Genomic DNA, 13,004 nt, shown 5'->3' on the forward strand with positions numbered 1-13,004 from the left:
AGAAAGGCCCCACAGTGGCGTTACGAACGGGGTTCTTGAACCTGTTGGTTCAAGTGGGAAACCGCATGGGGATGGCAAACTTCCCGTCGGAGCGGGCTTGTTTTTCAACCCCGTAAATTTGGTTTCCTAAAGCATTTGCTTATCGGCTCAAGACAACACATGTCGCTATCGCTCACCGCAGGGTTAATTAAATGATACGCAACTTTATTCGCCAAGTCGTCAGTATTTTATAATTCCAACTGCCTATCTTCGTTAATAAATGCACTAACCCGCTCTTTAAGCAGAGAAATTTTTTCATTAACTTTTTTGATGTCTTGGCTTTCATCCTGCTGTAATGACAGCAACTCATGCGCAATATTTAAAGCCGCCATTACTGCAATGCGATCAACGCCCACTACCTTACCGGTGTTACGAATTTTTTCCATATTCTGATGCACCATGCGCGCAGAGGCAATTAGCGCATCCTGTTGATCTTCTGGACAGGCAACTTGATAATCTTTGCCGAGGATTGTGACGTGAACAGGTACGGTCATAGTTCTTCATCCAGCTGCTTCAGACGGTTAACCATATTCTCGATGCGGGTACGGGCAATTTCAGTTTTTTCAACTAATTGCGCGCGCTCACTAAGCCAGGCTGCCTGCTGAGAACGAAGTAACATATTCTCTTCACGCAAGCGTCTACTGGCCCGTAACAGCTCATCGAGCTGCTGTTCCAGTTGTTGAATCGGGTTTTTATCCATTAATATGCGTCTTGGCTATGCGAGAATAATGCCTAACTATAGACGTGCGCCGTTGACCCGGTCAACAACTGCATGATGTGTTTTTTAATTTCAGGTTGTATCTCTATGTCTCAATTATATTTTCCATCTCTGTCACCGGAAAACGTGACCGCTGATGGTCCTGCCAGCACAGCCGAGTTGCAGGGCGCATTATGCGGTTTGTTATGTATGAATTCTCAGGCCAATCGTAATACCTGGTATAGCGATTTATTTGAGGACTATCATCCTGGTGAAGAAGAAAAACAAAACCTGCTGGGTCTGTTTGATGAAACGATGCAGTCCCTTAACAGCCTTGATTTCGATTTTCAGCTGGAACTGCCGGATGATGACGCGCCATTGGGTTCCCGTCTTGCTGCATTAAGTGACTGGTCACAAGGCCTGGTTTACGGTTTGGGTGTTTCTGGCTTGACCAACGAAACTGAACTGCCAGCAGATTGTCAGGAATATCTGACTGATGTGTTACAAATCAGTCAGGTTGATGATATTGAATTGCAACCTAGTGACGATGACGACAATAACTACGAAGAATTAGTCGAATATCTCCGAATGGGCCTTTTCCTTCTTTATGGTGAGTTAAATCCAACTACTCCTGAAGACAAGATAATTGAGCATTAATGACTAAAAAAGAATTTGCCAAACGGCGCCAGAGATTGATGGAAATCATGGGTCCGGACAGTATTGCCGTGTTACCAAACGCTGTAGTTCACCCACGTAACCGCGATGTCGATTTTCCATTTCGCAGTGACAGTAATTTTCACTACTTGTGTGGTTTTGATGAGCCAGAGTCAGTTTTGGTATTGATCCCGGGACGGGAACACGGCGAATTCATCATGTTCTGCCGGGAACGCGATCTCGATAAGGAAATCTGGGATGGTTATCGTTCCGGCCAGGAAGGTGCAATTGCCATCTACGATGCAGATGATTCTTATCCTATCGCCGATCTGGATGATATTTTGCCGGGCCTGATGGAGGACAAGGAAAAAGTCTATTACACCATGGGTAACCAACCTGCATTTGATCAGCATATGGTCGGTTGGCTAAATCATCTTCGCCAGGCCTCCCGCTCCGGCAAACACTCACCTACTGAAATCATCGAACTGGAACACTGCCTCAATGAGTTACGACTTTTTAAAAGCAGCCAGGAAATCAAGAACATGCGCTATGCGGCCGAGGCGTCAGCCAAAGCACATATCCGGGCGATGCAGTTTACCGAACCGGGTAAGTTCGAATATGAAGTCGAAGCGGAACTGATACATGAGTTTATGAAACATGGCTGCCGCAGTCCGGCCTACCCTTCTATTGTCGGTGGCGGTGAAAATGGCTGCATTCTGCATTACATCGAAAACAACAGTAAATTGAAAAATAATGATTTGTTGTTAATTGATGCCGGTGCCGAATACCAATGTTATGCCGCAGATATCACTCGAACCTTCCCGGTGAATGGTAAATTCACACCGGCTCAGCGGGAGTTGTATCAAATCGTGCTGGATGCGCAATATGCCGCTATTGAGGCAGTCAAACCTGGAAACCACTGGAACCAACCGCATGAAGCAGCTGTGCAGGTTCTCACTGAAGGCCTGGTCAAACTTGGTTTGCTTCAGGGAAATGTAGATCAGTTAATTGAAGATCAGGCTTATCGTGAATTTTATATGCATCGTACCGGCCACTGGCTGGGAATGGATGTGCATGATGTCGGTGATTATAAAATTGATAGTACCTGGCGTTTACTGGAGCCCGGCATGGTGCTGACCGTTGAACCAGGTTTATATATTCGCGATCCGGAACATATTGATAAAAAATGGCATTTCACTGGGATCCGTATTGAAGATGATGTGCTGGTGACCAAAGAGGGTCACGAAGTATTATCTGCTGCTGCGCCGAAAGAAATTGATGAAATTGAAGCCCTGATGGCTGGAGCTCGCTAACATCGTGAAAACCGATTTTGATCTACTGATTGTTGGCGCAGGCATGGTGGGATCAAGTTTGGCCCTGGCACTACAAAATACCGGTTTGCGTATTGCGTTGGTAGAAGCTCAGGATCTGCTGGAACACCATCAACCCGGCTTTGATGATCGTGGCATTGCCTTGTCTTACGGCTCCCAACGCATTTTTGAAACCATGCAACTTTGGTCTCAGCTGGCTGATAAAGCCACGCCGATTCACGGCATTCATATTTCAGACCGGGGACATTTTGGCGTAACGCGTCTGAATGCCCAGAAAGAACAGGTTCCAGCTCTGGGTCAGGTGATGACCGCAAAACATCTGGGTATTCAATTAAATCAGGCATTACAGCAGCACAACACGCTAAGTATTCTGACACCGTTACAGGTTAACAGCCTGAAGCAAAACGCTACATCAGTCACAGTCTCATTATCTGATGGCCAGCAACTCACAACCAGATTACTGGTCGGTGCCGATGGACAATTTTCCACCATTCGGGACTTACTGGGGTTAACCTGTTGGCAGCGTGAATATCAGCAAACCGCCATCACAGCTAATGTTATACCTGAACGAGCACATCAGAACTGGGCTTACGAACGCTTTACAGAACATGGCCCGTTAGCCTTATTGCCGATGTCTGAGGGTCGTTGCAGTTTGGTATGGACGGTAAAAACAGGTGAAGAACACGCCTTGTTAGCAAGCAACGAACAGCAATTTACTGAACGGCTGCAAAAAGCCTTTGGCTACCGGCTCGGCCATTTTGAAAAAATTGGCCAGCGTAGCAGCTACCCATTAGGATTAATGCAAACCAACCAGCCCGTACAAAATCGAGTCGTATTAATTGGTAATGCAGCCCACAGCCTGCATCCCATTGCCGGTCAGGGCTTTAATCTTGGCTTACGTGATGCAGCGGTTTTGGCAGAGTTGATCGCCCCCCATCCTGAAGACTGTGGACATGCGAGTCTGTTAAATGATTATGCCGACTGGCAGCAACAGGATCAGGATAAAGTAGTCAATGCTACGGATTTTCTGGTGAACACCTTCAGCAATAAGCATTTTCTGCTTGGACATGGTCGTTCGCTCAGTCTCGCATTACTTAATGGACTGCCGAGAATAAAAAATCAGCTGGCTAAAACAAGTATGGGACTTAGCGGCAAACAGTCCAGACTTAGCCGGGGGCTGCCATTATGAAAAACCACTATGATGTGATTATTGTCGGCGGTGGCATGGTCGGCACCACCTTTGCCCTGTTACTGGCAAAGCAAACTGATTTACAGATTGCCTTAGTTGAAGCGCATCAAACAGCAAAAGTGGCAGTTGATGATGATCCTTTGCAGCGGGTCAGTGCGATTAACCCCTCAAGCCAGCGAATCCTGACAGAGATAAATGTCTGGCAAAATCTGTATACCTCTCGACTGGGTCCCTTTGAGAAAATGCAGGTTTGGGAGACAGCCGATAGCTTTTTGCAATTCTCTGCAGCTGAAATCGGGGTCGATTACCTTGGCCATATCGTTGAAAATCAGCTAATTCAACAACAGGCAATCGCTCTAGCGAGCAATCATCCGCAAATTGACTTAATCTGCCCCGAAAAACCACAACATTATCAGACGGGTCAAATCACCCTGGAAAATGGCCGAGCTTTAACCGCCGACCTGATTGTGGCTGCAGATGGTGCACATTCCTTATTACGCGAGCAAGCCGGGATTACCAGCCGAGGCTGGGCTTATCAGCAGCATGGACTGGTCGCGACCATACGCACAGAACAGCCACATCAGAAAACTGCCTGGCAGCGTTTTTTATCTGGTGGTCCTCTCGCTTTTTTACCATTGAATGATGCACATTTATGCTCGATCGTCTGGTCCTTACCAACTGAGCAGGCAGAACAACTTAAAACAATTGACAAAAACAGTTTTGAACTAAGACTGGCAGAAGCATTTAATCATCAACTGGGCAAAGTTGAGCTGGTTTCTGAACGGGCCAGTTTCCCGCTGGCATTGGCGCATGCCAGAGACTATGTGAAACCGGGTTTCGCCTTGCTGGGTGACGCAGCACACACTATTCATCCGTTAGCCGGGCAAGGCGTAAATATTGGGTTGCAGGATGCCGTGGCTTTGGCAGGAACGCTTGTCTGGGCAGTACAGCAGCAACGTCAGATAGGCAGCCTGCATACGTTAAAAAAATACCAACGCCGTCGTTTGGCAGAAAATCTGCTGATGCAGTTCAGTATGGATGGTTTTCATCGACTGTTTACCCAGTCTGCTACCCCCGTCAGCTGGTTGAGAACAGCCGGAATGAGGCAGGTCAATAAATCACAATGGTTGAAAAACCGTATTATGCTGCAGGCGATTGGCGAAAAATAAGTAGTCAGATGGGTAAAAACATCATCGAGGCCGCCTGCACCACCATCGTTTTCACCAGTCGGCCATTTTTCTGCGCAATAATGGCGGAAATATTATCCTGAGTCGCAATCATGCCACCAATAATACGTTGAAAACTCAAGTTTCGAGATTCATCCTGGAGGCTATCACTGAGTAATAACCTTCTACCCTTCGCATTGCGTTTTTCCGCCAGCATCCATGCCGCAATTTCAATATTTCGAGCGCTGTTATAGAGTTTTTGCTGATCAATAGATGACAGATAATAAAATTCTGACTGATTGTTGTACGAAGCCATTAACATCCGCCGCATGCCCACGGTAAAGGCCAGCACTCTGTCACCATCATATTCCTCCGTCAGAGCCAGACGAATAATCTCGGTCGGTTCAAACCCATCCCATTTGGCAAAACCGACATCCGCCGGATACATAAATAACCTGGCCACGCTGTCTTCCAGTGTGCGCATATGACGATCATGACGCTGATTGGGATTTCGTTGATAAAGTTTGATCGTTAATGTTTTCAGATCCTGCATAACCCGTTGCTGATGCAGCTCGATAACATCGTCAATGTTGCTTTTGGCAAAGCTGGAAAGGTTAGGTGAACCGTCACTCGAATTGGCCGCACAAGCCGAAAATAAACAGACAAAACTGCAAATCAAGACAAGCTTAAGCCATCGCATCAAATAATCTCTCCTGAGTCGGAACATCCTTGAGGGCCTCAACCTGCAGATAGGCTTGTACTTGTGCTGGCAATCTGTTCTGGGCAGTATTCTCACGCTCAGTTTCACGATTGGTCAGACTGAAGTTGCGAATATAACGCGCCTGTTGGCTATCATTATCACTGGTTACCCCAATGACCGGGCGGCTGATAACAGGCTGGCGATTTACATTATTGAAATCAGATTGTTTATCCAACAACACCGGGAGTCGGACAGACGACTCATCCGGTTGCCTTGTCGGAGTAAAAAGTACCGGTAAGTTACTATTGATTTGCATCCGACGTTACCGGTTTTTTGGGACCACTATTACGCTTGCCGTCGCGCGGACGATTGTTATGGCTTTTATCTCCACGAGCTTTATTTTTATGGCGTGGGGGCGGATTCCGTTCAGCCCTGATTCTGGGCTGAGGTGTTTCCAACTGCTCATCAGTGCTTTGCGCTACCGGCAATTTATGTTTGATGTATTGCTCTATATCAGGCAACGAAAAAGCATATTCCTCACAGGCCAGACTTATCGCGATGCCACTGGCACCTGCCCGCGCGGTTCTACCCGTGCGATGCACATAGTCTTCAGCATCCTGCGGTAAATCAAAGTTAAATACATGACTGACTTCAGGAATATGTAACCCACGAGCGGCGACATCGGTTGCCACCAGATAAGGAAACTCACCATCCTGAAAATGTTTTAGAAGGCTTTCGCGTTTTTTCTGTGGCACATCGCCGGATAATAAAGCAGCCTTGTAACCGTTACCTTCCAGAAAGCCCCATACCCGCTCGGCAACTTGTTTTGTGTTAACAAAAACGATGCTGCGGATAGGTTGGATACGCTTAATCAACGCCAGCAGTAACGGTATTTTTTCTTCATTTGATGGATAATAAATCCACTCTTCAATCCGGTCACCCATCATCTTTTCCGGCTCGACCTGCACTTTTTCAGGATTATTCATATGTTCGTAAGCCAGCTCAGTCACTTTATAACTAAGTGTGGCTGAGAACAGCATGCCTAAACGTTTTTCAGGACTGGGTAAGCGCCGCAGGAAAAACCTCACATCTTTGATAAAGCCCAGATCAAACATCCTGTCTGCTTCATCCAGCACTACTGCTTCAATATTGTTCAGGTTAAACACACGTTGTTTATGGAAATCCAGCAGACGTCCCGGCGTACCAATCAAAACATCACAACCTTCATCAATTGCATCACGCTGACGTTGATAATCTTTACCGCCATGAGCGATCACAATGCGCAATCCGGCATGACTGTTTAGTAATTCAGCATCTTTTACAATCTGAATTGCCAATTCTCGAGTGGGCGCCAATATTAATGCGCGAGGTTGCTTTGAAGTCGGTTTTTGCGCATCCTGATTCGCTAATAAGCGTTGAAATGTTGCTAATAAAAAGGCGATAGTTTTTCCGGTACCGGTTTGGGCCTGACCCGCGACATCGTGGTTTGCCAGCAATAAAGGTAGAGACTGAGCCTGAATCGGCGTGCAAAATTCAAAACCTGCTTGCTGCAAGCCTTTCTGCAGGAGCGGATGGAGTGGCAGCGATGAAAATGCCGTGTCGGTGAGGTGAGCACTCATATAAATACTTGCATTACCTTTACTGATAAGAAAAAATGTTACTCAATGTTGGCTTGCGAGTATAGCGGTCCAATACTTTAGATACCACTGGAGATAAAACATGAGCGAAAACGTCACTAATGTGACCGATGGCGACTTTGACAGCCTGGTTCTACAGTCTGATATGCCTGTATTGGTTGATTACTGGGCTGAATGGTGCGGTCCATGCAAAATGATTGCGCCGGTGCTGGAAGAAATTGGCGCTGAATACGCAGGCAAATTAAAAGTCTGCAAATTGAACATCGATGAAAATCCAGATACCCCACCTCGTTATGGTATTCGTGGTATCCCGACATTGATGCTGTTTAAAGACGGTGAAGTGGAAGCCACAAAAGTCGGCGCTTTGACCAAATCACAATTGGCTGCGTTTCTCGACAGCAACATCTAAATCCATAATGCAATGCTATCCCCACAATCTGTGGGGATAGTTGTATCTATAGATGCCTTAACCCACTGCATCGCATATTATTTCCAGCTGATGCTTTTCCGGGCCACCACTCCGAAATGTTACGAAACTAATGGATGTATCTGAACTACTTGATGATCTGAACAAACCACAACGTGAAGCTGTTGCCGCACCGCTGGGGCATACGCGCATTCTTGCTGGTGCCGGAAGTGGTAAAACACGTGTTCTGGTACATCGAATTGCTTGGCTGATTCAGGCAGAAGCCTTATCACCGGCAAACATCCTTGCTGTTACTTTCACCAATAAAGCTGCCGCAGAAATGCGTGGTCGTATTGAACAGATGCTCGGCTATCCTATTGGCGGTATGTGGGTTGGTACCTTCCATGGTCTGGCGCACCGCTTACTGCGTTCCCATTGGCAAGAGGCTGGGTTGCCGCAAGGTTTCCAGATCCTCGACAGCGATGATCAATTACGCATGATCAAACGCATTATCCGTGGCATGTCACTGGACGAAGCTCAGTGGCCCCCCAAGCAGGCTCAGTGGTATATCAACGGCCAGAAGGATGAAGGTCTTCGCGCAGCACATCTGCAAGCCGGGGAAGATCCCTATTCACAAAATATGCTGGCGATTTATCTGGCTTATGAGCAGGCCTGTGAACGTGCCGGTGTGGTCGATTTTGGCGAGTTATTGCTGCGCAGCCATGAATTGTGGCTGAAACGCCCTGATATTCTGGCTCATTATCAACAACGTTTTTCGCAAATCCTGGTCGATGAGTTTCAGGATACCAACACCATTCAGTATGCCTGGATAAGAGTGCTGGCCGGTCAAACCGGACATCTGTTTATTGTAGGTGACGATGATCAGTCAATTTACGGCTGGCGCGGCGCCAAAATCGAGAATATCCAGAAATTTCATAAAGATTATCCCGATGCCAGCACCGTAAGGTTGGAGCAAAACTATCGTTCTACCGGCAATATTCTGGCCGTAGCCAATGCGGTTATCGCGAATAACAGTGAACGTCTTGGCAAGGAGCTGTGGACTGAAGATGCCGATGGTGAGCCCATCCAGCTTTATAACGCTTATAACGAACGCGATGAAGCTGCCTATCTGGTGCAGGAAGTGCGCAACTGGATGAATCAAGGAGGTCAGCGCAGTGATGTTGCTGTGCTGTATCGTTCCAATGCCCAGTCACGGGTCATTGAAGAAGCCTTGATGCAGTCGGCTGTGCCCTATCGGGTTTATGGCGGTCTACGGTTCTTTGAACGTGCTGAAATCAAGGATGTATTGTCATATCTCAGGCTAATCAGTAATCGACGTGATGATGCGGCATTTGAACGGGTAGTGAACACGCCTACCAGAGGTATTGGAGCAGCAACGTTAACCCAGTTGCGTCAATATGCCCGCGAAACCAACCAGACCATGTGGCAATCTGCCGTGGATTTTCTGCAGCAAAAAATATTACCTGCACGCGCAGCCAATGCTTTGTCGGCTTTTCTGACACTGATCGATTCATTAACACCAGAAGACGACACTATGTCGTTACATGAGCTCACGGCATTAGTGATTGATGAAAGTGGACTACGCACGCACTTCGCCAAGGATAAAACCGAAAAAGGTCAGGGTCGTATTGAAAACATGGACGAACTGATTAATGCCAGCCGGGAATTTATGCGCGCTGACGATGAAGAAGAGATGCCGTTACTGGATGCTTTTCTTGCGCACGCCGCTTTGGAAGCTGGCGAAAACCAGGGTGATCAATGGCAGGATTGCGTGCAGTTAATGACCCTGCATTCCGCCAAAGGTCTGGAATTTCCCATCGTCTTTATGGTGGGGATGGAAGAAGGCCTTTTCCCCGGGCAGAAATCAGCGGATGATCCGCTGCGACTGGCTGAAGAGCGCCGTCTTTGTTATGTCGGCATGACCCGGGCCCGTAAAACACTCTACCTGTTGTATACCGAATCACGCTATTTGTATGGGCAGGAAATGCATCCCCGCCCTTCGCGCTTTTTAAGTGAAATCCCTGCTGAACGAGTTCATCAGGTACGTTCTCCACAGAATATGGCTGCGTCGGGTCTGACGGCACTTGCCAGTCGATCACAATCAGCTGATGATAACGGTTTCAGAACCGGGCAACAGGTGATGCATCAGAAATTTGGGCAAGGGGTGATTATTGACACGGAAGGCAATGGCAGTCACGCTCGGGTCCATGTGAATTTCAAACAAGCCGGAAGTAAATGGCTGGTCTTGGCCTATGCCAAACTTGAAACCTTGTAATTCAGGAAAACGATAATGCATTTATCCGTATTTATACGACGCGTGGCATTGCTGGTAAGCATCTGCTTACTCTCCGCCTGTGGTCCTGATGACACTGGCCCGTTCAACGAAGAAATTGATACCAGTAAAATCTATCGATGGAAAATGGTTACCGCCTGGCCACCAGGTTTCCCGGTGCTTCAGGAAGGGGCTGAACGCTTTGCTGCCAATCTGGAAGCCATGTCCAATGGTCGCCTCAAGGTTAAAGTATTTGCCGGTGGTGAATTGATTCCGGCTTTGCAGACTTTTGACGCCGTTTCCCAGGGGACCGTTGAAATGGGCCATGGCAGTGCCTATTACTGGGCAGGTAAAGTCCCTGAAGCACAGTTTTTCTCTACCGTCCCATTTGGCATGACCCCACGAGGCATGAATGCCTGGTTATATCATGGTGGTGGACTGGACTTATGGCGTGAAGTCTATGAGCCCTACAATATTGTTCCTTTTCCGTTAGGCAATACCGGCATTCAAATGGGGGGTTGGTTTAATAAAGAAATCAATTCGATGGAGGATTTGCAAGGCTTAAAAATGCGTATCCCCGGCTTAGGAGGCAAAGTTTTCGCCAAAGCCGGTGGTAATCCCATTTTGCTTGCTGGCAGCGAAGTTTATACAGCGCTTGAACGCAATACCATTGATGCCACTGAGTGGATTGCGCCCTACCACGATCAACGACTGGGTCTGCATCGCGCAGCCAAATTTTATTATTATCCGGGCTGGCAGGAACCAGGCGCTGTGCTGGAGCTCAGCATCAATAAACGTGCCTGGGATTTATTGCCACCTGATTTGCAAGCTATTATCGAAAATGCAGCTAAAGCAGAAAATCTATTAATGGCATCTGAAATGGAACAGAAGAATGTGGCTGCACTGGCAGAGTTACGCGAGCGTGAAGACATCAATATCGTTCCCTTCCCAGCTGATGTATTGAACACACTCAAACAAATTACTGAACAGACTCTGGCAGAAGAAGCTGCTGACAATCCCAAATTCAATCGTGTTCATCAAGCCTATAAAAACTTCCGTGAACAAGATGAAGATTGGGCGACTATTTCTGAAAAAGCCTATTTGGATATCCCATAAACATGGTACTTATTATTTTTACTCGTGAGGGTCTGGAAGCTTTTCAGGCTGAAATCAGTGATGATATTTCGGCGATCTGGCATAACCCTAAACTGCTGACAGAAGCTGAAATCGATCAATTTAAAAGCCAAGGCATCAATTGTGTTGAATTGCCGCAGATGATTGATGTTGAAAATAATAAGTCGACATTGTGGGCTTTGGAATATGTCGAGAAAAACAGCCAGGATCAGGAGATTATGATTGAGTGCCCTTAATAAAATGCTAAATTTTGGCCTGACTTTACTGCTAAGTCTGGCTTTAGCCTCTACTCTCCACGCCAGCGAATGGGATCAGGCTCGTCTACAATTGGAAAAACCACAAACGATTACCGTATACCGTGACGCCAATTGTCAGTGCTGCCATAAATGGATTGAACATCTCGAAAAACACCATTTTGAGGTGATTGATCAGATCAGTAATGATATGGCGACGATTAAACAGAAACTGGGCGTGCCCAACAACATGGCTTCCTGCCATACCGCCGTTATTAATGATTATGTGATCGAAGGCCATGTGCCGGCTGATGATATTAAGCAATTACTGATCGACAAACCTGCTCATATCGAAGGTTTGTCGGTTCCGCAGATGCCAGTCGGCACACCAGGCATGGAAATGGGCTCACGCAAGGATCATTTTATCGTCTTCAGTTTTGATCAGGATGCCCAATACCAGATGTTTAATGCTTATCAAACTAACGCTGAAAATAATTATCTGCCATTAAACTCTGCTGAGTAATGGAACTACTGATCGTCCTTGGGCGGGTTTTTTCCTCCGCCGCGGCTAACGTTTTCCAAAAACAGTTTACTCACAAAGGTCTGCATTCACTGTTTATTGTGATGCTGTCCTATCTCGTTCTGGCCTGCATCAGTCTGCCATTATTAATACTGGTGGAATATAACGCTATTGATCACAGCTTCTGGATCAATATTTTACTGGCTGCCCTGCTGGATATGGCGGGCACCTTATTTCTGGTTTTGTCATTATCCAAAACCGATTTATCTGTTTTCGGCCCACTTAACGCTTATAAAGTTGTAATTTCAATGATCCTCGCGCTGATCTTTCTGGGCGAAGTACCCAGTTTTCAGGGGCTCAGCGGCGTTATAATCATTCTGCTTGGCAGTTTTTTGTTATTCCCACCCGCTACAACAGCATCTGCAAACCGACTGTCGCAATTATTCATGCAACGCGGCGTGCAATATCGATTTTTATCCATATTGTTATTTTCAATTGGAACCTTGCCGCTTAAAAATGCCGTATTGAGTGGCGGTGCATTGGCAACAACCGTTTACTGGTGTTTATTTGGCCTGCCATTATCGATTGGTCTGTATTACTGGTTTGGGGGCAAACGCTGGCAAATAGATTGGCAAGCAGCCAGAGAACATCGCAGTCATTTTCTGTGGCTGGGCGGTTTTATTTTTTTGATGCAATACACCACTATGCTGATTTTTTCGCAATTACTGGTGGCGTATTCACTGGCATTATTCCAACTCAGTATGGTGTTACAGGTGTTCCTCGGCTACCGGATTTTTCATGAAAAACATATTATTCGCCGCTTAGCGGCCTGCGCAGTAATGATTGCTGGTTGTTTGCTGGTGTTAACGACCTAGGGCTTGTTGATCTTTCATCTCCACCTCTGTTGTGAGCTGAAAAAGCGTCAATCAAGGCACGAGGAGCGCCTTTTAGTTGTTCTAAATAAGCGACGAGAAACGCGGAATGGCGCTTTTTCAGTCACAACCC

Annotated in this window: 15 protein-coding genes and 1 other RNA gene; 10 read left to right on the plus strand and 6 right to left on the minus strand. The window is 46.8% G+C overall.

The window, feature by feature from the left end:
- Positions 1-2: 2 nt before the first annotated feature.
- From ssrS to B3M51_RS08810, 3 genes are all read right to left on the minus strand, one after another.
- Positions 3-187, minus strand: a non-coding RNA gene (ssrS, locus tag B3M51_RS08800) — 6S RNA.
- Between the two features lie 40 nt (positions 188-227).
- A complete protein-coding gene (locus B3M51_RS08805; protein WP_292479908.1) occupies positions 228-533 on the minus strand; it encodes a cell division protein ZapA in 306 nt (101 codons plus the stop codon).
- Entirely contained in the window at positions 530-739 is a 210-nt protein-coding gene (locus tag B3M51_RS08810; RefSeq protein ID WP_014708051.1) for a TIGR02449 family protein, read from the minus strand. The genes B3M51_RS08805 and B3M51_RS08810 overlap by 4 nt, the downstream gene beginning before the upstream one ends.
- Before the next feature lie 105 nt (positions 740-844).
- Here B3M51_RS08810 and B3M51_RS08815 point away from each other — a divergent pair, with 105 nt between their 5' ends.
- Genes B3M51_RS08815 through B3M51_RS08830 form a run of 4 tightly spaced genes read left to right on the plus strand, consistent with a single transcriptional unit; the run spans position 845 to position 5,079 of the window.
- Positions 845-1,393, plus strand: coding sequence for a UPF0149 family protein (locus B3M51_RS08815; protein WP_014708052.1), 549 nt, complete (start codon positions 845-847; stop codon positions 1,391-1,393).
- A complete protein-coding gene (gene pepP, locus B3M51_RS08820) occupies positions 1,393-2,703 on the plus strand; it encodes a Xaa-Pro aminopeptidase (RefSeq protein ID WP_292758412.1) in 1,311 nt (436 codons plus the stop codon). Before B3M51_RS08815 ends, pepP begins: the two co-directional genes overlap by 1 nt.
- Before the next feature lie 4 nt (positions 2,704-2,707).
- Positions 2,708-3,910, plus strand: a complete 1,203-nt coding sequence (gene ubiH, locus B3M51_RS08825; protein WP_292758414.1) for a 2-octaprenyl-6-methoxyphenyl hydroxylase — start codon at positions 2,708-2,710, stop codon at positions 3,908-3,910.
- Positions 3,907-5,079: a UbiH/UbiF/VisC/COQ6 family ubiquinone biosynthesis hydroxylase gene (locus B3M51_RS08830; RefSeq protein WP_292758416.1), complete on the plus strand. Its 1,173-nt coding sequence runs from the start codon at positions 3,907-3,909 to the stop codon at positions 5,077-5,079. Before ubiH ends, B3M51_RS08830 begins: the two co-directional genes overlap by 4 nt.
- A gap of 4 nt (positions 5,080-5,083) precedes the next feature.
- On the opposite strand, the gene B3M51_RS08835 is transcribed toward B3M51_RS08830, so the two are convergent.
- From B3M51_RS08835 to rhlB, 3 genes are read right to left on the minus strand one after another with little or no spacing between them, the layout of a single operon-like run.
- Positions 5,084-5,776 carry a hypothetical protein gene (locus tag B3M51_RS08835; RefSeq protein ID WP_292758418.1) on the minus strand — a complete coding sequence of 231 codons (693 nt, stop codon included), beginning with the start codon at positions 5,774-5,776 and terminating at the stop codon, positions 5,084-5,086.
- Positions 5,763-6,092 (minus strand): hypothetical protein, encoded by a 330-nt coding sequence (locus B3M51_RS08840; RefSeq protein WP_292479918.1) that lies wholly within the window; start codon positions 6,090-6,092, stop codon positions 5,763-5,765. The genes B3M51_RS08835 and B3M51_RS08840 overlap by 14 nt, the downstream gene beginning before the upstream one ends.
- Positions 6,079-7,395: an ATP-dependent RNA helicase RhlB gene (gene rhlB, locus B3M51_RS08845; RefSeq protein ID WP_292758420.1), complete on the minus strand. Its 1,317-nt coding sequence runs from the start codon at positions 7,393-7,395 to the stop codon at positions 6,079-6,081. Before rhlB ends, B3M51_RS08840 begins: the two co-directional genes overlap by 14 nt.
- A gap of 100 nt (positions 7,396-7,495) precedes the next feature.
- Here rhlB and trxA point away from each other — a divergent pair, with 100 nt between their 5' ends.
- The 6 genes from trxA to B3M51_RS08875 all read left to right on the plus strand — a co-directional run bounded on the left by trxA (position 7,496) and on the right by B3M51_RS08875 (position 12,874).
- Positions 7,496-7,822 carry a thioredoxin TrxA gene (gene trxA, locus B3M51_RS08850; RefSeq protein ID WP_014708059.1) on the plus strand — a complete coding sequence of 109 codons (327 nt, stop codon included), beginning with the start codon at positions 7,496-7,498 and terminating at the stop codon, positions 7,820-7,822.
- Between the two features lie 130 nt (positions 7,823-7,952).
- On the plus strand, positions 7,953-10,115 hold the full coding sequence (uvrD, locus tag B3M51_RS08855) for a DNA helicase II (RefSeq protein WP_292479922.1): 2,163 nt from the start codon (positions 7,953-7,955) through the stop codon (positions 10,113-10,115).
- 15 nt (positions 10,116-10,130) lie between these two features.
- Positions 10,131-11,228, plus strand: a complete 1,098-nt coding sequence (locus tag B3M51_RS08860) for a TRAP transporter substrate-binding protein (RefSeq protein WP_292479924.1) — start codon at positions 10,131-10,133, stop codon at positions 11,226-11,228.
- Between the two features lie 2 nt (positions 11,229-11,230).
- Positions 11,231-11,482, plus strand: a complete 252-nt coding sequence (locus B3M51_RS08865; RefSeq protein WP_014708062.1) for a hypothetical protein — start codon at positions 11,231-11,233, stop codon at positions 11,480-11,482.
- Positions 11,469-12,002, plus strand: a complete 534-nt coding sequence (locus tag B3M51_RS08870) for a DUF411 domain-containing protein (RefSeq protein ID WP_292479927.1) — start codon at positions 11,469-11,471, stop codon at positions 12,000-12,002. Before B3M51_RS08865 ends, B3M51_RS08870 begins: the two co-directional genes overlap by 14 nt.
- Positions 12,002-12,874 carry an EamA family transporter gene (locus B3M51_RS08875; protein ID WP_292758421.1) on the plus strand — a complete coding sequence of 291 codons (873 nt, stop codon included), beginning with the start codon at positions 12,002-12,004 and terminating at the stop codon, positions 12,872-12,874. Before B3M51_RS08870 ends, B3M51_RS08875 begins: the two co-directional genes overlap by 1 nt.
- The last annotated feature ends 130 nt before the right edge of the window (positions 12,875-13,004 follow it).

This window comes from Methylophaga sp. UBA2689, from assembly GCA_002354555.1.
Classification (GTDB): domain Bacteria; phylum Pseudomonadota; class Gammaproteobacteria; order Nitrosococcales; family Methylophagaceae; genus Methylophaga.